Source organism: Pantoea sp. Fr-CA_6 (assembly GCF_024520895.1).
In the GTDB taxonomy this organism is placed as follows: Bacteria; Pseudomonadota; Gammaproteobacteria; order Enterobacterales; family Enterobacteriaceae; genus Pantoea; species Pantoea agglomerans.
Window position 1 is genome coordinate 41,239 of record NZ_JALNPO010000004.1, and the last position, 22,764, is coordinate 64,002.

The 22,764-nt window shown below is 58.7% G+C and carries 14 protein-coding genes; 4 read left to right on the forward strand and 10 right to left on the reverse strand.

The window, feature by feature from the left end; all coding sequences use genetic code 11:
• Nucleotides 1–70: 70 nt before the first annotated feature.
• The 7 genes from yegQ to NR201_RS08845 all read right to left on the reverse strand — a co-directional run bounded on the left by yegQ (nucleotide 71) and on the right by NR201_RS08845 (nucleotide 12,563).
• The gene (gene yegQ, locus NR201_RS08815; protein ID WP_033772224.1) at nucleotides 71–1,453 is read right to left on the reverse strand and encodes a tRNA 5-hydroxyuridine modification protein YegQ; all 1,383 of its coding nucleotides are present in this window, start codon (nucleotides 1,451–1,453) and stop codon (nucleotides 71–73) included.
• Between the two features lie 120 nt (nucleotides 1,454–1,573).
• Nucleotides 1,574–2,281, reverse strand: a complete 708-nt coding sequence (gene baeR, locus NR201_RS08820) for a two-component system response regulator BaeR (protein WP_010248188.1) — start codon at nucleotides 2,279–2,281, stop codon at nucleotides 1,574–1,576.
• A 6-nt stretch (nucleotides 2,282–2,287) separates the two neighbouring features.
• Complete coding sequence (gene baeS / locus NR201_RS08825; RefSeq protein WP_010670989.1) at nucleotides 2,288–3,676, reverse strand: two-component system sensor histidine kinase BaeS; 1,389 nt, start codon at nucleotides 3,674–3,676, stop codon at nucleotides 2,288–2,290.
• A complete protein-coding gene (locus NR201_RS08830; RefSeq protein WP_033767823.1) occupies nucleotides 3,673–5,079 on the reverse strand; it encodes an MFS transporter in 1,407 nt (468 codons plus the stop codon). The genes baeS and NR201_RS08830 overlap by 4 nt, the downstream gene beginning before the upstream one ends.
• A gap of 52 nt (nucleotides 5,080–5,131) precedes the next feature.
• Entirely contained in the window at nucleotides 5,132–8,206 is a 3,075-nt protein-coding gene (gene mdtC, locus NR201_RS08835) for a multidrug efflux RND transporter permease subunit MdtC (RefSeq protein WP_010670987.1), read from the reverse strand.
• On the reverse strand, nucleotides 8,203–11,325 hold the full coding sequence (locus NR201_RS08840) for an MdtB/MuxB family multidrug efflux RND transporter permease subunit (protein ID WP_033788263.1): 3,123 nt from the start codon (nucleotides 11,323–11,325) through the stop codon (nucleotides 8,203–8,205). The genes mdtC and NR201_RS08840 overlap by 4 nt, the downstream gene beginning before the upstream one ends.
• Entirely contained in the window at nucleotides 11,325–12,563 is a 1,239-nt protein-coding gene (locus tag NR201_RS08845; protein WP_256849669.1) for an MdtA/MuxA family multidrug efflux RND transporter periplasmic adaptor subunit, read from the reverse strand. The genes NR201_RS08840 and NR201_RS08845 overlap by 1 nt, the downstream gene beginning before the upstream one ends.
• Nucleotides 12,564–12,803: 240 nt before the next feature.
• Here NR201_RS08845 and NR201_RS08850 point away from each other — a divergent pair, with 240 nt between their 5' ends.
• A complete protein-coding gene (locus NR201_RS08850) occupies nucleotides 12,804–13,763 on the forward strand; it encodes an aldo/keto reductase (RefSeq protein WP_256849670.1) in 960 nt (319 codons plus the stop codon).
• A 209-nt stretch (nucleotides 13,764–13,972) separates the two neighbouring features.
• Nucleotides 13,973–15,316, forward strand: coding sequence for a carbohydrate porin (locus tag NR201_RS08855; RefSeq protein WP_033778772.1), 1,344 nt, complete (start codon nucleotides 13,973–13,975; stop codon nucleotides 15,314–15,316).
• 314 nt (nucleotides 15,317–15,630) lie between these two features.
• Here NR201_RS08855 and yegD read toward each other — a convergent pair whose 3' ends face one another.
• The 3 genes from yegD to NR201_RS08870 form a co-directional block, all read right to left on the reverse strand.
• A complete protein-coding gene (yegD, locus tag NR201_RS08860; RefSeq protein WP_010248167.1) occupies nucleotides 15,631–16,983 on the reverse strand; it encodes a molecular chaperone in 1,353 nt (450 codons plus the stop codon).
• Nucleotides 16,984–17,058: 75 nt separating this feature from the next.
• Entirely contained in the window at nucleotides 17,059–20,394 is a 3,336-nt protein-coding gene (locus NR201_RS08865; RefSeq protein WP_256849671.1) for a diguanylate cyclase, read from the reverse strand.
• Between the two features lie 163 nt (nucleotides 20,395–20,557).
• Entirely contained in the window at nucleotides 20,558–21,172 is a 615-nt protein-coding gene (locus NR201_RS08870; RefSeq protein WP_010248160.1) for a phosphatase PAP2 family protein, read from the reverse strand.
• Nucleotides 21,173–21,455: 283 nt separating this feature from the next.
• Between NR201_RS08870 and udk the strand changes: the two genes are divergently transcribed.
• A complete protein-coding gene (gene udk / locus NR201_RS08875; protein WP_010670982.1) occupies nucleotides 21,456–22,097 on the forward strand; it encodes a uridine kinase in 642 nt (213 codons plus the stop codon).
• An 81-nt stretch (nucleotides 22,098–22,178) separates the two neighbouring features.
• Nucleotides 22,179–22,760: a dCTP deaminase gene (gene dcd / locus NR201_RS08880; protein WP_004571280.1), complete on the forward strand. Its 582-nt coding sequence runs from the start codon at nucleotides 22,179–22,181 to the stop codon at nucleotides 22,758–22,760.
• Nucleotides 22,761–22,764 lie beyond the last annotated feature (4 nt).

Here is a 22,764-nt window from a genome sequence, read left to right on the forward strand (position 1 = left end):
TTACTCGTTAGCAGCAGGCGGGACTATAAAGCAGCGCTGCGCAGGGGTCTGTGATCCTGTTCTGATTTCCTCAAAATGTTTCCGTTGGTAAACGATTATGAGGGTCCCGGGTATCTTCACCATGATCGAAGTTGCGCAGCAGCAGTGCAAAACGCAGATCCACCTCCTCTGGCACCCGCAGCCAGACGCGATGGCCATCGCCCGGCGCAACTTCGGTGGGTTCGCCGCGCGCATTCTGCAGCGCGTCCAGCTGGCAATTCAGGTTCCCCTGAGGCGTCATGATCTCCACGCTGTCGTGCAGCATAAACTTATTCTTCACCGCCACTTCAGCCCATTCGCCCCGGCGTTCGCCGGTGAATTCGCCGACAAACTGCTGGCGGTCGGACACCGAAAAGCCCTGCTGATAATTCTGGTAGCTGTCGTGAGTGTGGCGGCGCAGGAAGCCTTCGGTATAGCCACGATGTGCCAGGCCTTCCAGGGTTAACAGCAGTGAGGGATCAAACGGCTTACCGGCAGCGGCATCATCAATCGCCCGGCGATAAACCTGAGCGGTGCGGGCGCAGTAGTAGTAGGACTTGGTGCGTCCCTCAATCTTCAGCGAATGAACGCCCATCTCACTGAGCCGCTCCACGTGCGCAACCGCGCGCAGATCCCGCGAGTTCATGATGTAGGTGCCGTGCTCATCTTCGAACGCGCTCATCACCTCGCCGGGCTTCATCTTCTCTTCCAGCAGAAACACCTTGTCGGTGGGCTGACCAACGCCCAGCGTTGGCGTCACATCCTGTACGGCGACAGGCTGGTGGATACCGACGATATTCCCCACCTCATCCTGCTGACCCTCCGCCACTTTATACTCCCAGCGGCAGGCGTTGGTGCAGGTTCCCTGATTCGGATCGCGTTTGTTCATATAGCCGGAGAGCAGGCAGCGACCGGAGTAGGCCATGCAGAGTGCGCCATGGACAAAGACTTCCAGCTCCATCTCCGGGACCTGCTGGCGGATCTCGGCGATCTCCTCCAGCGACAGCTCACGTGACAGAATCACCCGGCTCAGGCCCATCTGCTGCCAGAACTTTACCGTGGCCCAGTTGACCGCATTGGCCTGCACCGACAGATGAACCGGCATCGTCGGGAAAGCGTCGCGCACCAGCATGATCAGGCCGGGATCGGACATGATCAGCGCGTCGGGCTGCATCGCCACTACCGGCGCTAAGTCACGAATAAAGGTTTTCAGCTTGGCGTTGTGCGGCGCAATGTTCACCACCACGTAGAATTTTTTACCCAGCGCGTGCGCTTCACTGATGCCCAGTGCGAGGTTTTCGTGGGTGAATTCGTTGTTGCGCACCCGCAGGCTGTAGCGCGGCTGGCCGGCATAGACGGCATCGGCACCATAAGCAAACGCGTAACGCATGTTCTTCAGGGTGCCAGCGGGGGAAAGCAGTTCGGGTTTCATGATTTTCTCACTGATGTCAGGTCAGCATGTCGCCTCAGGCGGCAGGTGCAGGGCAGTGAAGCCCTGCAAAAGGTGCGGAATTGTAGGCAGTGAGAAAAGGGAAGTAAATTGATCGGGATCAAACTAGATCAAATGACAGGCATCGGCTTCCCAGCGATAGCCCATGCCGTAGACGGCGCGGATAAAAGGTTGCTCGCTATCGAGAGTCTCCAGCTTGCGCCGCAGGTTCTTTATATGGCTGTCGATGGTGCGGTCCGTGACCACGCGGTAGTCATCATAGAGATGGTTAAGCAGCTGTTCGCGTGAAAAGACCTTGCCCGGCTCCAGCGACAGCGTTTTCAGCAGACGGAACTCCGCCGGCGTGAGATCCAGCGGCTTGTCGCGCCAGCTGGCGAAGAAGCGGCTCTCATCGACGCGAAGTAACGAGGCGCTTTGCGGCTCTTCCGCCGACCGTTTTACCCGGCGCAGAATCGTTTTAACTCGCGCCACTACTTCACGCGGGCTGAAGGGTTTACAGATGTAGTCATCCGCGCCCAGCTCCAGCCCCAGCAGCCGATCGATCTCCTCGGTACGGGCGGTGACCATAATAATCGGCAGTTCGGAATGACGACGGATTTCACGGCACAGCGTTAAACCGTCGGTGCCTGGCAGCATCAAATCCAGCAGCATCAGGTCGGGTGGCGTCTGGCGCACATACTCCAGCACCGCGTTACCGTCGGCGATGTGATGGGTACGGTAGTTAGAGGCATGCAGATAATCGATCATCAGCTGCGCCAGTTTCGGCTCATCTTCGACCACCAGAATCAGCGGGTCGTGGTTTTCCAGGCTCATAAGCGTCTACACAAGGGGAACATAGCGCAAGTGTAGCGCGATTTTCAGTCCACCTAAATCAGAGTGCGCCGCATGAATATCGCCGCCATGCGCGTCAGCGATATTTTTACAGATGGCCAGGCCCAGGCCCGAGCCACCGCTGGCGCGATTGCGCGAGCCTTCGGTGCGGAAGAAGCGCTCAAAAATCTGGGCCTGATGTTCCCCATCCACGCCCGGCGCGCTGTCATCAAACTCGATGCGCCAGTTGGGTGCCTCATAGTTCAGCGTCACTTCAACCCGGCCCCCGCTGTCGGTGTAGCGCAGGCTATTCTCCAGCAGATTAGTGAACAACTGCATCAGGCGGTCGGGATCGCCAAAGAAGGGGGCGTTATCGGGCAGATTGAGTTTCAGCGTCAGCCCGTGTGCACGATAGCGTTCGGCAAAGCTGCCCGCCGTCACTTCCAGCAGTTGCACCAGATCGGTTGCCTGTTTGCGGTAGGCAAGGGCGCCCTCATCGGACAGCGACAGCTGGTGCAGATCGTCGACCAGCTTGGTCAGCACCACCACTTCGCTCTGTAGCGAGGCGATCGCTTCCGGCGTCAGTTTGCGAACTCCATCCTGCATCGCTTCCAGTTCACCGCGCAGGATCGCCAGTGGTGTGCGTAATTCATGGGAGATATCGGCCATAAAGGCGCGGCGCATGCTCTCATTTTTCTCCAGCGAGCTGGCAAGGAGGTTAAAGTCCCTGGCCAGCTGGCCCAGCTCATCCCGGCTGCTGACCTCAACGCGGGTGGCAAAATTACCGGCCGCCAGATGATGGGTGCCGTCAACCAGTCGTTTGACCGGAGCCAGCAGACCGCGCGCCATCAGCCAGGTTGCCAGCGCCGCCAGCAGCGTGGACAGCCCGACGATAATCCAGCTGGTGCGCCGCTGCTGCTGATCAAAGTTAATGTCGGTGCTGCGCGTCAGCCGCTCCGGCGGCGAGCCGATGACCCAGCCGACCACTTTATTATTGCTGGTGGTGATATTGCGTCGCGTGCCTTCGGGCGGCACCGGCGATTTTGGCCCGGCCAGCACTTTATATTGCTGATCGAGGATCCAGAACTGGGTGCGCCAGCCGTGCGGCGGCAGCTGACTGTTACTGTCGGGATTCTGCTCCAGCGAACGCAGCATGGTGAACACCAGCCGGTCGTTGTGGCGCAAAAAATCCCAGTTGCCGTGCTGCTCATACTGATCGGCCAGGGCATCACTGAGCAGATTTAACCGCTGCTCGTTGCCGCGCTTAATGTAGTCGACAAAGCCATGCTCGAAACTGAGGCGAACCCCCCAGTGCATGGTAATCAGCACCAGCATGCAGGTGGCGAAAATCGCCATAAACAGTTTGGCCCCGATGCCCAGGCGCAGGTTATCTCTCATTTTTTTCTCCGGCGTCGCAAATCAACGTTGGTACTCACCTGTGGCGGCACGCGCCAGAACACCAGCGCGGGCAGGATGATAATCAGCGACATGCAAAGGTAGGTATAAATAAACATCTGATGTTCCGCCGTGCTGTTCGCTGCGCTCTCCTGAGCAAATGCCCCCAGCAGCAGCCCGGCCACGGTAACGCCAATACTCATCGACAGCTGCATAATCATCGACAGCAGGCTGTTGCCGCTGGACGCCAGCTCATCGGGCAGCTCCTTCAGCGTCAGGGTATTCATTGAGGAGAAACGAATGGCGTTGACCATGCCCTGCAGAAACAGCACCAGTGGCAGCAGCCAGACCCAGCCCAGAATTGCCACCAGCGGGAACAGCAGGACCACCAGCGCCAGCGCCACGGTCGACATCACCAGCACGTTGCGGTAGCCATAAAGATTGACGATGCGCACCACAATGCGTTTCATCCCCATATTCCCCAGCACCATCGGAATCATCATCAGACCGGCGTGAAACGGGCTGTAACCCATGCCGAGCTGCAGAAAGATAGGCGTCATAAAGGGCAGCATGCCGCTGCCGATGCGGCCGGTAAAACTGCCGAGCAGCCCGATGGAGTAGATGCGATTATCAAACAGCTTCAGGCTGAACAGCGCATTATCATTGCCGCGCGCATGCATCAGGTAGAACAGCAGAGAGAACATGCCAATGAGGATCATGGCACCCAGCAGCAGCGGAGAGCCGCCACTGCTGCGCTGACCATCCAGCGCCAGTGTCAGGGTTGCCATTCCGGCGGCCAGCAGGATAAAACCGCCGAAATCAAAGCGCCGCGTCTGCATGCTGTAGTTGGGCATCAGCATCAGGGTGGCAATAGCGCCTGCAATGCCGACCGGGATATTGATCAGAAAGATCCAGTGCCAGCTGGCGTACTCCACCAGCACACCGCCCAGCGCCGGACCCAGCAGCGGGCCAATCTGGCCGGGCAGAGTGACAAACGTCATGGCGGACATATACTGCTCGCGCGGCACGATTTTCATCACCGTCAGGCGACCCACTGGCACCATCATTGCCCCGCCAATCCCCTGAACCACTCTCGACAGCACCAGTTGATCGAGGGTGCCGGAGAGGGCGCACAGCAGTGATCCCAGGCTGAACAGCACAATCGCGCAGAAGAAAATGTTGCGCACGCCAAAACGATCGGCCAGCCAGCCGCTGACCGGCAGCATCACCGCCACCGTCAGCACGTAATAGACGATGACCGAGTGCATGTGCAGCGGGCTGACACCCAGATCGTGCGCCATCGATGGGATCGCGGTATTCACGATGGTGGTATCCAGCGTCTGCATAAAGAAGCCGATGGCAACAATCCACAGTTGCCAGCGGACGTTAGTGCTTTGCGTACTCATCGATCCCCCCCGATAAAGGCGTCACGTCCGATGCCTGCTGCCGCCATACCTGTTACGGCTGCTGCGCGGCGGCCAGCGGGCGTTTTTTACGGCGCAATTTATCCATCATTAAATAGACCACCGGCGTGGTGTAGAGCGTCAGCAACTGGCTCATCACCAGCCCGCCGGCAATGGTAATCCCCAGCGGCTGACGCAGCTCTGCGCCGTCGCCGCTGGTCAGCACCAGCGGCAGCGCGCCAAACAGCGCCGCCAGCGTCGTCATCATAATCGGCCGGAAGCGCAACAGGCACGCCTGGAAAATCGCCTCGCGCGCGCTGAGCTGGCCGTTGCGCTCTGCCTCCAGCGCAAAATCGACCATCATGATGGCGTTCTTTTTCACGATACCGATCAGCAGCAGAATACCGATCAGCGCAATCAGGCTGAAGGGCGTATCGAACAGCTCCAGCGCCAGCAGTGCACCGACACCCGCCGAGGGCAGGGTAGAGAGGATCGTCAGCGGATGGACATAGCTCTCATAGAGGATCCCCAGCACGATATAGACTGCCGCAATCGCCGCCAGCATCAGCCAGAGCTGATTGCTTTGCGACTGCTGAAACACCTGCGCCGTACCGGCAAAGCTGCCGCGCACGCTGGAGGGCACGCCAATCGCGGTCATGGTGCGTTCAATCGCCTCCGACGCCTGCGACAGCGACACCCCTTCCGGCAGGTTAAATGAGATGGTCGAGGCGGCAGACAGCCCTTCATGATTGACCGAGAGCGGCGCATTCGCGGGCTGCCAGTGGGCGAACCACGACAGCGGAATCGCTTTACCTTCGCTGTTTATTACAAACATCTGCGAAAGGGCGCTGATATCCTGGGTGTAGCGCGGATCGACCTCCATCACCACTTTGTACTGGTTAAGCGGCTGATAGATGGTGGAGATCTGACGCTGACCAAAGGCGTTATTCAGCAGGGCATTGGCCTGAGAGACATCAATGCCAAGCCGCGCCATGCTTTCCCGGTCATAGGTCAGCGCCATCTCGCTGCCTTTATCCTGCTGATCGGAGTTCACATCCGCCAGCTGTGGCAGGGCAGAGAACGCCTGACGGATTTTTGGCTCCCACTCACGCAGGGCGTTAAGGTCGTCCGACAGCAGGGAATATTGATAACCGGCATTCGATTCCCGACCGCCGACGCGCAGATCCTGCACCGCATTCAGATAGAGACTCGCCCCGGGTTCTTTCGCCAGCTTATTGCGCAGGCGGGCGATAATCTCCACTGCGCTCTCTTTCCGCTCCGACAGCGGCTTCAGCGAGATAAACATGGAGCCGCTGTTGGTACGCATCCCGCCGGTGAAGCCCACCACGCTCTCTACCGCCGGATCGGCCCCGACGATCTCCATAAAATCCTGCAGCTTACTGCGCATCGCCTGAAACGAAATGCTCTGGTCGGCAGAGATGAAACCGGAAAGTCGTCCGGTATCCTGCTCCGGCATAAAGGTTTTTGGAATATGAACAAACAGCCAGCCGGTCAGGACGATGGTGGCGAAAAACAGCACCATCACCCAGCGCGCATGGTTCAGTACCACGTTAAGCGAGCGACCATAGCCCTGCTGAATCGCCATCAGCAGCCGGCCCGCGCCGCGCTGGCGCGGCTGACTGCGCGGCGCGTGCGGCTTCAGCAGATAGGCGCACATCACCGGCGTCAGGGTGACCGAGATAAACAGCGAGATGACGATAGCCACCGACAGCGTAATGGCAAATTCTGAGAAGAAGCGGCCAATCAGTCCGCCAATCATCAGCAGCGGCAGGAACACGGCAATCAGTGACAGGCTCATCGACAACACGGTAAAACCAACTTCCCGCACCCCTTTCAGCGCGGCAGCCAGCGGCTTCATGCCCGCTTCCACGTGTCGGGCAATGTTCTCCAGCACCACAATCGCATCATCCACCACAAAGCCGGTGGCGATGGTCAGCGCCATCAGCGACAGATTGTTGAGGCTGAAGCCGCACAGGTACATCGCGGCAAAGGTGCCGATCAGCGAAACCGGCACCGCAACGGCCGGGATCAGCGTGGCGCGGCCCGATCGCAGGAAAACAAACACCACCAGAATCACCAGCGCCACGGCGATCACCAGCGACTGCTCCACCTCATGCAGCGAGGCGCGAATGGTGGGTGAGCGATCCTGAGCGATCTGCAGATCGATGGCGGCCGGGATCACCTCATGCAGCAGCGGCATTTCGGCGCGGATGCGGTCCACCGTATCGATGACGTTGGCTTCAGGCGTTTTGCGGATCAGCAGCAGCACCGCCGGTTTACCGCGCGACATCCCGGCGTTGCGTACGTCCTGCACTGAATCTTCGACTGTCGCCACATCCGACAGCCTGACCGCCGCGCCGTTGTTGTAATGCACTATCAGCGGCTGATACTCACTGGCGGTTTGCAGCGCGTCATTGGTACGCAACTGCCAGCGCTGCTGCGAATCATCCAGTGCGCCCTGCGGCCGTCGCTGATTGGCGTTGGAAATGGCGGTGCGCACTGCATCCAGCGAGACGCCCTGATTAAACAGCGCCTGTGGATTCAGGGCCACGCGGACCGCAGGCAGCGAGCTGCCACCCACGGTGACGTCGCCCACGCCCTCAATCTGTGACAGTTTCTGCGCCAGCTGGGTCGAGGCGTAATCGTAGAGCTGACCCGGATTATAGGTATCCGAAGTCAGCGTCATGATCATAATCGGCGCATCTGAAGGGTTCACTTTGCGATAGGTCGGGCGCGACGGCATCCCGGTAGGCAGCAGGCTTTGCGCCGCGTTAATCGCGGCCTGGACATCGCGCGCGGCTCCGTTGATGTCGCGATCAAAATCAAACACCAGAATGATGCGGGTGCTGCCCAGCGAACTGGTTGAGGTCATTTCACTGACGCCCGCGATGCGTCCCAGTGAACGCTCCAGCGGCGTGGCCACCGACGACGCCATGATCTCCGGCGCGGCACCCGGCAGCGAAGCCGAGATAACGATCACCGGAAAATCAACCTGCGGCAGCGGCGCCACCGGCAGCAGCCGGAAACCCAGCATCCCCGCCAGTGCGATGGCCAGCGTCAGCAGCGTGGTGGCGACGGGCCGGTTGATGAACAGGGCAAAGAACTTCACTCTGCGGCCTCCGTGCGGGCAAAGCGGCGGCGGGTGGCGTGCGCCAGTCGATCAAACAGCAGGTAGATCACCGGGGTGGTAAACAGGGTCAGCACCTGGCTCAGAATCAGCCCGCCGACCATGGCAATCCCCAGCGGATGACGCAGTTCGGCACCGACGCCGGTGCTGAGCATCAGCGGCAGCGCGCCGAGCAGGGCGGCCAGCGTGGTCATCAGAATCGGGCGGAAGCGCAGCAGGCAGGCCTGATAGATGGCATCAACAGGCTTCATACCCTGTTCACGTTCGGCCGCCAGCGCAAAGTCGATCATCATGATGGCGTTCTTTTTCACGATGCCGATCAGCAGGATGATGCCGATTATCGCCACGATATCCAGCTCATTGCCGCTGAGCATCAGCGCCAGCAGCGCGCCGACACCCGCCGTGGGCAGCGTTGAGAGAATCGTGATGGGGTGAATAAAGCTCTCATAAAGCACGCCCAGCACGATGTACATCGCCACAATGGCCGCCACAATCAGCCAGACGGTGCTGCTCAGCGCCGCTTCAAAGGCCAGCGTGCTGCCCTGGAACTGCGTCATCAGCTCTGCGGGCATGCCAAGCTCGGCTTCAGCCTGCGACACCGCTTTCACCGCATCTTCCAGCGAATAGCCGTCAGCCACGTTGAAGGAGAAGGTCGCCGACGGGAACTGGTCGAGATGATTAATGCTGAGCGGCGTGTTGCGCTGTTCAATGCGGGCAATGGCGCTCAGCGGTACGCTGCCGCCGTCGCTGCTGTTAAGGCGAATCGCCTCCAGGCTCTCCATGCCTGGAGTGGCACTATTATCCTGCTCCAGCACCACCCGATACTGGTTCGCCTGGGTATAAATGGTGGAGATGAGCCGCTGACCAAAGGCGTTGTACAGCGCGTTATCGACATCCGCCATGCTGATGCCGAGGCGGCTGGCGCTGTCGCGGTCCACTTTGACATAGGCTTCCAGTCCCTGATCCTGCCAGTCACTGCTGACATCGCGCAGCTGTGGCAGGGTACTGAGACGGGTCAGCAGCGCCGGAACCCAGGTGCTGAGCGACGACAGTGAACCCGATTGCAGCGTGAACTGATAGGGCGTGCGGCTCGCCTGGGTATCGATGGTGAGATCCTGCACCGCCTGCAGCCACAGCTGCACGCCCGGTACCTCACTGACCTGCTGTTGCAGGCGCTGCTGAATAGCAGGAATGCGGTCGTCGCGTTGATCCAGCGGTTTGAGGTTGATCTGCAGACGCGCGCTATTCAGCGAGGCATTGGTGCCATCCACGCCGACAAACGAAGTCATGCTCTCCACTGCCGGATCTTTCATGATGATGGAGGCGACGTCGCGGGTGCGCTGCGCCATGCTGGCATAGGAGACCGACTGCGGTGCCTGCAGCGTGCCCTGAATAATGCTGTTGTCCTGCTGCGGGAAAAAGCCTTTCGGGATGATCATCCATAGCAACAGCGTCAGCACCAGGGTGCCAAGCGCCACCGACAGCGTGAGCCAGGGATGATTGAGTACCCGTTTCAGGCCGCGGCCATAGGCGGCCACGATACGATCAAACATCGCTTCGCTGGCCCGCGAAAAGCGGTTCTGTTTGCGCAGCGACTCCGCGCTCAGCATCCTGGCACACATCATCGGCGTCAGGGTCAGTGAGACCACCGCTGAAATCAGGATCGCCACCGCCAGCGTCACGGCAAATTCGCGGAACAGACGGCCGATCACGTCGCCCATAAACAGCAGCGGGATCAGGACCGCAATCAGCGAGAAGGTGAGGGAGATGATGGTAAAGCCGATCTCGCCGGCACCTTTCAGCGCGGCGGTGAGCGGCTTTTCCCCTTTCTCGATATAGCGTGAGATGTTCTCAATCACCACGATGGCATCATCGACCACAAAGCCGGTGGCGATGGTCAGCGCCATCAGCGTCAGGTTGTTAATTGAAAAGCCGAGGAAGTACATCGCCGCGAAGGTGCCGATCAGTGACAGAGGCACCGCAACCGCCGGGATCAGCGTGGCGGGCACGTTGCGCAGAAACAGATAGATAATCATGACCACCAGCGCCATCGCCAGCATCAGCTCATACTGCGTGTCGTTGACCGAAGCACGAATATTGGTGGTGCGGTCGGTGAGCAGTTTAACCTCCACCGACTTCGGCAGGGCTGCGGTCAGGGCAGGCAACATGGCACGGATATTATCTGCTGTGGCGATGATATTGGCACCAGGCTGACGCTGAACGTTGAGCACAATCGCCGCATCGCGGTTGGCCCAGGCGCCAAGCCAGCTGTTTTCTGCTCCCTGTTCTATGGTCGCCACGTCGCCAAGGCGCACCGGTGCGCCGTTTTTGTAGCTGATAATCAGCTGGCGATAATCCTCCGCTGATTTCATCTGATCATTGGCTGACAGGGTAACTGAGCGGGTCGGACCATCCAGGCTGCCTTTGGCGGAGTTAACGTTGGCATTGCTGATGGCGGTCCGCACTGTTTCGCTGGTCAGACCCAGCGCAGCCAGCGCCTGCGCATTCATTTTCACCCGCACCGCAGGACGCTGACCGCCCGATAGCGTGACCAGTCCGACGCCGCTGACCTGAGAGATTTTCTGCGCCACCCGCGTTTCCACCATGTCCTGCACCTGCGTCAGCGGCATGCTGCGCGTGGTGACGGCAAGCGTCATGATCGGTGGATCGGCAGGATTCACTTTGCTGTAGACCGGCGGATTAGGCAGGTCGTTGGGCAGCAGGTTAGTGGCGGAGTTAATGGCAGCCTGCACCTCCTGCTCTGCCACATCCAGCGGCAGCGTCAGCTGGAACTGCAGCGTCACCACCGAGGCACCGCCGGAGCTTTGCGACGCCATCTGTTTCAGGCCAGACATCTGACCAAACTGGCGCTCAAGGGGCGCGGTGATGGAGGAGGTGACCACATCCGGGCTGGCACCCGGATAGAGCGTGACGACCTGGATCGTCGGATAGTCGACTTCCGGCAGCGCCGAGACCGGCAGGAAGCGGTAGCCCAGCACCCCGGCCAGCAGGATCGCAATCATCAACAGCGTGGTGGCGACCGGCCGCAGGATAAACTGGCGTGACGGTCCGCCACTGTGATCGGGAGGCATGACCTGCATTACTCACGCTCTCCTTTTGACGGAAGGGTGGTGCGGGTAGCGCGCGGTGCGTTGCTCTGCGGCGCGACCACCTCGACTTTTGCGCCTTCCGTCAGGCGATCCAGACCATCGGTCACGACGCGTTCACCCGCCTCCAGACCGGCGCTGACCACCACTTTCTCGCTATCCTGCAAGCCGGCAATCACGCTTTTCTTGCTGACCTTGTTGTCGCTGTTAACCACCCAGACAAAGTTGCCTTCGTTGCCCATCTGCAGCGCGGCAGGTGGGATAACAATCGCATCCTGCAGGGTGTTGACCTTCAGCCGCACATTCACGAACTGATTGGGGAACAGCGTGTCGTCCTGATTATCAAAACGCGCTTTGATTTTGATGGTGCCGGTGGTGACATCAATCTGGTTATCGAGGCTCAGCAGTTTGCCGCTGGCGATCAGATTCTGATTACTGCGATCCCAGGCCTCCACCAGCAGCGATTCACCGCTTTTCTGCGCCTTGAGAATAGAACTGATGCTGTTCTCAGCCAGGGTAAAGACCACATCAATCGGGTGCGTCTGGGTGATCACCACGATACCGGTAGTGTCGCCGCTGGTGACATAGTTGCCGACGTCCACCTGTTTCAGCCCGACCCGGCCGGCAATCGGCGCGGTGATCCGGCTGTAGGTAAGATTGAGTTGCGCACTGGCGACGCTTCCCTCATCCGCTTTCAGCGTGCCGAGCGTTTCACTGACCAGTGAGCGCTGGGTATCCAGCTCCTGTTGCGACACCAGCGAGGTTTTTGCCAGCTTCTCGAAGCGCGCCAGGTCACGACGGGCGTTGGCCAGCGTCGCCTGATCTTTCGCCAACTGGCCCTGCGCCTGCGTTAACGCCACCTGATAAGGCCGCGGGTCGACTTCTGCCAGTAGCTCGCCCGCTTTCACCTGCTGGCCTTCAGTGAAGTGGATTGCCAGCAGATCGCCATTGACCCGGCTGCGCACCGTGGCCGTGTTAGCCGCGGTCACTGTACCCAGTCCACTCAGATAGTGCGGCACGCTCTGGCTGGTGGCCGTAGCGGCCTGAACCGGCGCGAGGGGACGACGGGCACCGTCACCGCCGCCTTTGCCGCCACGTGGCGCAGGTGCGTCACTCTGACTGCTGCTCTGCGGCTGGGCATGGCGCTGCCAGGCATAATAGCCGCCAGCGGCCACGGCGATCAGGGCCAGCACGATAAGGGTTTTCTTCATAACAGGATGTCGGGTGCTCATGATTGTTGGTGCTCTCCAGCAGTGACGTAGTCCCAGGCGCAGGCATCAAATGGGTAGCCTGCAAACGACAGAGTGTAGCCGCCTCTGACGGGCAGAAGTTGAAGGAAATAAGGATATCTGTCAGGGCGGGGTAATTATGCCTGTTCTTTCATTAATCGCATCACAATCGTCATAAAGCCGTGAAATCACTTTGCTATGCTGAAAGACAGACGGTTTTTTCAGGCAAATAAGGAGCAGGAAATGAGTCAGAATCAAACCCGGCAGTTGGGTGACAGTGGTATCGCGGTGCCGTTGCTGACGTTTGGCGGCAACGTGTTTGGCTGGACAGTGGATCAAACCACCTCCTTTTCTCTGCTGGATGCGCTGGTGGATCGAGGCCTGTGGTTTATCGATACCGCCGACGTCTATTCCCGCTGGGCACCGGGCAATAAAGGCGGTGAATCGGAAACCATTATGGGTGAATGGCTGAAAAAAAGCGGCAAACGCGACCAGATCGTGCTGGCAACCAAGGTCGGCATGGAATTGTCGCCGGAGAAAACCGGGCTGAAACCGCAATATATCCGTCAGGCAGTTGAAGATTCACTGCGCCGGTTGCAGACCGACTATATCGATCTCTACCAGGCGCACCGCGACGATCAGGATACGCCGCTGGCAGAAACCCTGAGCGCCTTTGACAGCCTGATCAGAGAGGGCAAAGTGCGGGCGATTGGTGCTTCCAATTACAGCGCGGCACGGCTGCAGGAGGCGTTGCAGGCCAGTGAAACGCAGGGGCTGGCGCGCTATGAAACCCTGCAACCTGAATACAATCTTTATGACCGCCAGCCCTATGAATCGGAGCTGGAGCCGGTGGTGATGGCGCAGGGGCTGGGCGTTATTAACTACTATTCACTCGCCAGCGGCTTTCTCAGTGGCAAATACCGCGAGGCGGCGGATGCCGGTAAAAGCGCGCGCGGTCAGGGTGTCGTAGATAAATACCTTAACCCGCGCGGTTTGCGGATCCTGGACGCACTGGACGCTATCAGCGAAGCGCATCAGGTGACGCCGACGCAGGTGGCGCTGGCCTGGCTGATCGCCCGTCCCGGCATCACCGCACCCATTGTCAGTGCCACCTCGCTGAAACAGCTCGACGATCTGACTGGCGCGATGCAGCTGACGCTGACCCCGGCGCAGATTGAACAACTGAATCAGGCAAGCCAGTAAACACAAGGGGCGATAGCGCCCCTTTTTACGCTACACCTGTCAAAAAATTGGCACCCCGCCCAGAGAATAACCAATCAGCGATCCCGATCACAAATGCGTTAATAAACGGATGTTACGGGTAATTATGCGCACGTATTTACAAAAAACAGAGGTTATCCAGCACTATCCTCTGCGCGTCATTTTCCGTAACTTACATAAGAATAAGCAAGATGAAAAACAGAAAAGCAGAGCAGCGTTTCCCGCTGCGCCGTGTGGCAACCGGCACCCTAATCCTGGCCATGTTTTCCGCGCAGGCGTTGGCCGCTGACGCCCTGAGCCCGGACTCCGAATGGATGTTTGGTGACTGGGGCGGGTACCGAACGCAGCTGCAGGACGACGGCATTAAGTTTGACGTTAACTACACCATGGAAAGCGCCGCGAATTTAGGCGGCGGGGCGGATACCAATACCACCATGCGCTACAGCGATCAGTGGTCGTTTGGTACCAATTTCGATCTGCAGAAGCTGCTGGACTGGCAGGATGCCGAGTTCCAGATGACCGTGACCAGTCGTAACGGACAGAATCTTTCTGAACAGGTCGCGGATCAACGCACCGGTATGCTCTCCTCGGTGCAGGAGGTTTACGGTCGCGGCCAGACCTGGCGTCTGACCCAGTTCTGGTTGCGCAAAGGATTGTTTAACGATGTGGTCGATGTGAAAGCCGGGCGGGTGACGGTAGGGGAAGACTTCGATAACTTCGATGGCAATCTGTTCCAGAACCTGGCGCTGGGCAGCGGGCAGGCGGGTAACTGGCGCGGCGATCGCTGGTTTAACTGGCCTGTGTCGCAGTGGGGCGGCCGGGTGAAATTCAATATCACGCCGGACGTTTTCTTCCAGGTCGGTTTCTATAATCAGAACCGCGCTAACTACGATCGCGGTGATGGTTTCCGTCTGGATACCAGCAATTCAGAAGGGAATCTGGTGCCGGTCGAACTGGGCTGGAAACCAACCTTCGGGCCGGAGAAATTACCGGGTAACTACCGCATCGGCTATTACTATTCCTCGGTGGATGGCGATGTTTATGGCAGCTGGCGCAACGGCGGCTATCAGGATCAGGCCCATTCCTATGGCGGCTATCTGCTGTTACAGCAACAGCTGACCGCGCAGGATGGCGATGTGAATCGCGGTCTGGGTGTGCGGGTGCAGGCGGTGATGAACGATCACAAGACCTCAAAGACCGACAACTATCAGTCTATTGCGTTTACCTGGACAGGACCGTTTGATGCCCGTCCTCAGGATGAGATCGGCGTGGGCGCGTCACGTATTCATGTGAACAGCGACTATACCCGCTCACTGCGTCAGCAGAATCAGGCTAATGGCGAGAGCCGCTTTGACAGCCCGACCTATCTGCCGATTCAGGAAGGTTCAGAGTACAACTATGAGGTTTACTACAACGCTAAAGTAACTAACTGGATGTCACTGCGTCCTAACCTGCAGTATGTGGTTGCCCCTGGCGCAGTCAGTGAAGTGAAAGATGCGTTTATCGGCGGTATCAGCGCCAATATCGCCTTCTGATTTTCCGGGCGAGCGAGCCGCAGTGCGGGCCTGAGCACCTCTGCTGCTGCCGGGCCGTCCTCGCGCCGCTCGCGCGGTACCTTCAGCTTTGACGTCGTGCCGACGAACCGTTCGGGGATCGGCCCGCCGTCACGCCTCAGCGCTGCGGATAGCCCTTTCAGCAGCAGAGGCGCTCAGGCCTCCACTCTCGTGCCCTTTTTAACAATACACACTGAAGTTTCAGAGCAGGCCCGGCACCAGACTGCGTTATCACCTGTCGCTTAACTGACTGGCATTACACCCTCAGGTACCGTTTTTGTTATCGCAGTGCAAGCCTAGCGGAACATCACTTCCGCCCAGCGGGCCAGCCCTGCGGTGACGGAGGCGAAATCATCGCCGCCCGCAATCGGTGTATCCGGCAGCGTCTGCTGCAGCGCCGCGCGCAGCAACGGCGAACGCGCACTGCCGCCGGTCAGGTAAATCACATCAGGCTTAATCTGGCTGGTGGCTAATGCCAGCTGCACCTGTTCCAGAATTTTCTCCAGCGGCTGACTGATGGCGTCCTGCAGCTGATCCACGCCAATCTCTGTCTCTAATGCGGCGGCAATAAAGTCCAGGGAAGCGGTATGCGCCGGGCTGGCTGACAGCGCAATCTTGCTCTCTTCCGCTGCGCGCACCAGGCGATAACTGAGCTTCTGCTGCCACACTTTCAGCAGGCGAGCCACTACGTCACCCTGTTCCGCATCACGCACTAAATCCCGCAGCCACTTTCCGCAGGCGGGACTGTAAAAGTCACTTTGTGCCGGCACATCATTGATGGCGATCGCATTCCACCACGGCAGCGCAGGCAGGGCGGTGCCTTTCTGGGTGTTACCGCCCAGACCGAGTAGCGGCATCAGGGTCTTAAACGTCAGCATGATGTCCAGGTCGTTACCGCCGACGCGGCAACCGCTGTGGCCCAGCAGGCTTTCACGGCGGTCAGCTTTATCACGCCACTTCGGCCCCATCAGCAACATTGAGCAGTCGGTAGTACCACCGCCAATATCCACCACCAGTACCCGCGTCTCCTGCTGCAGCGTGGCTTCGAAATCGAGTCCGGCCGCCACCGGTTCGAACTGAAACTCCACGTCGCGGAAACCGGCGCGGTGAGCGGCGCGCAGCAGAATACCTTCAGCCTGCTGGTTAGACTCTTCACTGCCTAAACCCTGGAAGTTGACCGGTCGGCCGATTACCGCCTGATCGATAGCCTGATCAAGCTGGCTTTCACCCTGCTTGCGGATGTGCAGCATCATGGCGCAGACCAGATCTTCAAACAGGGCAATCTGCTGTGGCTTCAGGCCAGTAGCACCGAGGAACGATTTGGGGGATTTAACGAACCAGACATCTTCGGGATCGACCATATAGTGCTGCAGCGCGGTGAGGCCAAACTGCACGCTATTGGGCTGGACGTCGATATCTTCTTCGCGGTTATATCGCAGCGCGCGCTGCAGCAGCGCCGTGGTTTCGCTGTCAGGTGTCGCGACCTGATGATGACGATAGAGCCATTCGCTGATCGACTCGCGGGTCGGCGCACAGATCATCGACGGCAGCAGGCGCTGATCATTTTCCAGCGTTAACAGACGTGGCGTGCCATTTTCGCTGACTGCAATAGAGCAGTTAGCCGTGCCGTAATCGAATCCTATGAACATTTTCGCCCCCATGCCGGAAAAAAGGGGGCGACTTTAGCGCAGCTTCAGCAGGGTGGCAAGCGGGCAGCGCCGGAATTAACGAATAGCGAAGATGTGATCTTCAGCCAGTGAACGCAACGGCTGGCGCTCAGCCACGGCACTGCCCCAGACGCCATTAACATCAAGGTTAGCCAGGGTGCTGAGCAGGGCCGGTACCGAAACCGGACCGGCCAGCACCGAGATATTGCGCTGTGTTGCCTGGCCCTGAATGATGGTCAGCAGCATCTCATCCATCAGATTATTGTGAACGTTGGCAACCAGTTCAGGCGCCAGCACCAGATAATCGACCACCTCGTCACTCAGCAGATTGAAGGCATCCAGATTACGGCCAAAATGCTGCAATACGATACGGCAGCCGCACTGGCGCAGTTGCAGCAGCGCGGCATAGAGCTGATCGCCCTGGCTCAGCACGCTGGCGGCAGGGAAAGCAAAACCACAGCCGCTGCTGGAGAGACCGGCGGCAACAAAGCGCTGGCAGAGTTGCTGCACAAAGGCGGCATCACTCAGCACCTGGGCATTAAGCGGCAGAATCACCGGAATGCCTTTGTTATTGAGCCGCTGCACGTCGTGGCGGAAAAAAGCCTCAACAATATTGTTATCCAGCCGGCGACGCAGCGTTTCATCAGGCAGGTTATTGCGCAGCAGTGTCTCATCCAGCAGCAATCCGTCAGCGGTTAACAGCTGCACCTCAAGCAGCCAGATAAAGGCTGCCTGCGGCGTTTTTGGCGGGGCAACGGCCCAGGCGGGCAGTTCGATCTGCAGCGCATCAATCATCGCCGCATCCATGCCCTGATGGTTGCCCGACAGCGGTAAGCGATGCTGTTCGTAGACCACCAGCCGTCCGCGCCCGCTGCGTTTGGCGTTGTAACAGGCGATGTCCGCCTGCGAAAGCACGTCGCTGCTCTGACAGTTTTCTGCTGAAATCTGCGTCACGCCCGCGCTGGCACCGACCTGATAGAGGCGTCCCAGCCACTGGAACCGGTAATCATTTACCGCGGCGACAATGCGCTGCACCACATTATGTGCCTGTGCGATATCGCAATCGGGCATCAGTAGTGCAAACTCATCACCGCCCAGTCGCGCAAGGAAATCGCTGCTGCGCAGAGGGTGCTGCATCAGATCGGAGAGTTCGCGCAGTAACGCATCGCCTGCAGCATGCCCGGCGCTGTCATTGACCGCTTTAAACTTATCAAGGTCGATAAACACCAGCACATGCTGATGCTGATGTTCAGCGGCATCAAACAGCAGACGCTTAAGCTGAAGTTCGAAGCTGGCGCGGTTAGGCAGACGGGTCAGGGTGTCATGCAGCGCGCTGTAGCTCAGGCGCTTCATCAGTTTGCGTGACTCACTCACATCCTGAATGACCATCACCGCCCCCTGTTCCAGACCCGCTTCCGAACGCAGCGGCGTGATGCTGTAGTGAATATCGATATGGCCGCCGTCCGGGGTATGCAGCACCAGATCTTCAGCGAGACCGGGGGTGACTTTTTCCGGCGGCAGCTGGCATAACAGCAAACTCTCTACCTCAGGGCCGTTACGTCCCTGCGTGATATGCAGCAGCTCACTCAGCGGCTGACCGGCGGCCTGCTCCTGCGACCAGCCACTCATTTTTTCCGCCACCGGGTTCATAAAGGCAACGCGCATCTCTTTATCGGTGCTGATGACCGCTTCGCCGATCGAATCCAGGGTGATCGCCATGCGCTCTTTCTCCTGAAACAGCGCCTCGTTAAGATTGCGTAGCGGCGTGATGTCCTGACAGATGCCCAGCATGCGCTCAATGCGCCCCTCTTTGCTTAGCAGCCGGTTGGCCTGAGTGCGCACCCAGCGATGTCCCTGGTCATCGACCACGCGGTACTCCATGTGAAACGCGCTGCGAAGCTCAATCGCCTGTTGCACCGTCAGTGCGGCATACTCGCGATCGGCGGGATGCAGCAGATGGATCCAGAGGTCATAGCTGGGTGACTCATGCGGGGCAAGACCAAACAGCGCGTACATGCGCTTGTCCCATAACATCTCGCCGGTCAGCAGGTTCCACTCCCATACGCCAATGCCACCCGCTTCGTTGGCCAGCGTAATACGCTCCATCAGCCGGCGATTCACCTGCTCGCTCTGCTTCAGCTCAGAGATATCGATAATCTGCGCAATAAAGTAGAGCGGGGCATAGCTGCTGTCGCGCACCAGCGATACCGTCAGCCGCGCCCAGACAATCTCGCCATCTTTGCGGAAATAGCGCTTCTCAAAGGTGTAGGTATCAATCTCACCCGCCAGCAGTCGGTTCGCATGTTGCAAATCGAGGCTGAGATCGTCGGGATGGGTGATCTGCTGAAAAGTCAGCCGCTTCAGCTCCTCAGCCGGGTAGCCCAGGATCTGGCACAGCGAGCGGTTGACCTGCAACCAGATGCCGTGGGGCGCCACCAGCGCCATCCCAATGGCGGAGTACTCCATTGCGTGACGGAAGCGGGTTTCACTGTCAGTGATATGGAGCTTTTCGCGCCGGAACGCATCCATCACCAGCGACATAATGTGACTGGGGATTAGCACCAGCAGGAACGGCAGCCAGCTGGAGACCGGGCCCAGCGCGCTGTTGTTGTTCACCACGCTGACCAGATCAAAGGCGAGCAGTATCGAGATAAAACTGGCGTTCAGGAAGAACAGCACGAACGCCTGCAGCTTGGGCAGACGGACCGCGCACCAGAAGAGGATCACCACGATAAAGGTAAAGGGCCACGGCAAAAAGCGCAGCGCCAGATAACTGGCCCCGAGGGTGAGAAGAAGCGTCAGCAGAGCTTCGGCCAGGCGCAGATTGCTGAACCCCGTGCGACGCAGCGGCCACGGCAGAAGTAACAGCATCGGGCCTAACACCAGCATGCCGATGATTTCGGAGATCACCCAGGTATAAAAGAAGGGAAACGAGGCGTGGCCGCTGACCTGTAGCGTCCAGAGTGCCAGCAGGCCGCCGAGCACCGGCGTCACGATGCCCACCGACAGTACCATCCGTGCCCAGTCATGCAGTGAATCCAGCGGCGCGCGCCGATCCAGCAGGGCGCGCAGCAGCATGCCACCCACACCGGCCTGGATAAGATTGAGCAGGGCGAATTTAATGTTCGAGAGGGCAGGCCCGATGATGATGGCGTTAGCCCCGGCGGTGCCAAGCACGCAGGCTGTCAGCAGCAGCGGGAGCTGGCGTGACGGGCAGCGGAAAACCACGACGGTCATTAACGTAGTCGGAAACCAGAGCGGGGAGATTTTGCCGCTGACGACGATCAGTTCCAGACAGAAGAGTGTCAGGACAAACACCACGCAGCCAAGGAGCAGCGCCGAGAGCCAGCGGTTTGGCGTGCTATTTTGCGGGGACAGGATCTCTATCGTCATGCGGACTTCCGGCAGGGTGCAGCGCTCCACAATGGCGTATCAGGCACCAGTCATTCTCTCACTGCATGCTAGCACATCCGGCAAAGAAAAAAGGGGTGAAATCAATATTGCCCGTTATTCGGCGAATTGACGGGCACGCTAAGATTGATTGCCAGCACGTTGATTACTGGCGGAAAAGATCGGCGCGGGTATAGGGTTTCTCCATGCCCGCAAGGCTGGCGGCGAAACGCTCCAGGAACTGCTGCGTGGTGGCGACACGACCGTGACTCATCAATACAAACGGCACTAAAAGCGCAGCACCGACCTGCGGCCAGCTGAAGCCTTTGAGCGAGGTGCGACGCTGGGAGATCAGAAACGCCGTGCTCAGCGTGAAGCCCAGCAGCAGCCCGGTGACCACCTCACTTTTTGAGTGTGCGTGGATGACCAGGCGGGAGAAACCGACCATCAGGGGAATCAGATAACCAACCCCAATCGCCGCAATGCGCCACATCGCGGACCAGCGCCCGGAAATCAGCCACAGCATGACCGGCCACAGCGTGGCGGACATGGCACTATGGCCGCTGAAACCGGTAAAATTAAAGCGGGCGCTGCCGATGCCAAACCCCAGAAACAGAATTTTAGAGATGCTGACGGTCAGGCCAGCCAGGCCAAATGCCACAATCCAGTAAAAGACCGTATGACGATTATCACTCTTCCACGGCAAAATCAGCGCAATAATCACGGCTGTTGGAATCAACAGCATGCTGTCGCCAAAATAGGTCAAAGTCTTCCAGTGCATACCACTCCTGATGCATCTTCGGTCGTCACGTTAGCGACACGCGTTGTCTGAACAGCGCGCCGCGCAGGCCATTTTTTTTATAGTATGGTGTGCCGTTAGTTTATCGGTGAAATGAGTGGCGTCCAAAGGAGAAAGTCTGAAAAGTCGCCGACGCCATTTCTCTGGCATCAAAAGGCCGAAATCCCTATACTTAGCGCGAACACACCCTCTCCATTTCGGCCCGTCCGCTGCCCGCGTAATGTGTGACCAGTGGCAGGCTCCAGTTATCAGGTCTTAAAAAAGTATGACTGACAAGTCTCATCAGTGCGTGATTGTAGGCATTGCCGGCGCTTCCGCATCCGGTAAAAGTTTAATTGCCAGCACGCTCTATCGTGAAATCCGTGATCAGGTAGGTGGCGAGCACATCGGGGTCATCCCGGAAGATGCTTATTACAAAGATCAAAGTCACCTCACCATGGAAGAGAGGGTTAAAACCAATTATGACCATCCGAGCGCGATGGATCATGATTTGCTGTTGCAGCATCTGCAGGCGGTCAAAGCCGGTCAGGATATTGAGCTGCCGGTCTACAGCTACGTTGAGCACACCCGCACCCAGCAAACGCATCATCTGAGCGCAAAAAAGGTCATCATCCTTGAAGGCATTCTGCTGTTAACCGATGCCCGTCTGCGCCAGGAACTCAACTTCTCTATCTTCGTGGACACGCCGCTCGACATCTGTCTGATGCGTCGTATGAAACGTGACGTCAATGAGCGTGGCCGCTCAATGGATTCGGTAATGAGTCAGTATCAGAAGACCGTGCGTCCGATGTTCCTGCAGTTTATCGAGCCATCAAAACAGTACGCCGATATCATTGTGCCACGCGGCGGAAAAAACCGTATCGCCATCGATATCCTCAAGGCGAAAATCAACCAGTTTTTTGAATAACGCACGTCCGTCCGGACGTGGTGCAGACCGGCGGCAGGCACGCATGCCGGTTTGCTACACTTATGCCATGGAGTTACCGCAATGAGATTATGCGATCGCGATATTGAAGCCTGGCTGGACAATGGCAAACTGGCCATTGAGCCACGCCCGCCGGTCGAGCGCATTAACGGAGCCACCGTCGATGTGCGTCTGGGTAATCAGTTCCGCACCTTCAGCGGTCATACCGCGGCCTTTATCGATCTGAGCGGCCCGAAACAGGAAGTGAGCGCGGCACTGGATCGGGTCATGAGCGATGAGATCGTGTTGCCTGATGGCGAAGCCTTTTTCCTCCATCCGGGAGAGCTTGCGCTGGCGGTGACGCTGGAGTCCGTGACGCTGCCTGACGATCTGGTCGGCTGGCTGGATGGCCGTTCATCGCTGGCGCGACTTGGGTTGATGGTACACGTTACGGCTCACCGCATCGATCCTGGCTGGCAGGGCCGTATCGTGCTGGAGTTCTACAATTCAGGTAAACTGCCGCTGGCTCTGCGTCCCGGCATGTTGATCGGCGCGCTGAGTTTTGAACCGCTTTCAGGCCCGGCTGCGCGTCCCTACAACCGGCGTGAAGATGCGAAATATCGCGGTCAGCAGGGCGCTGATGCCAGCCGTATCGACAAAGACTGATCTG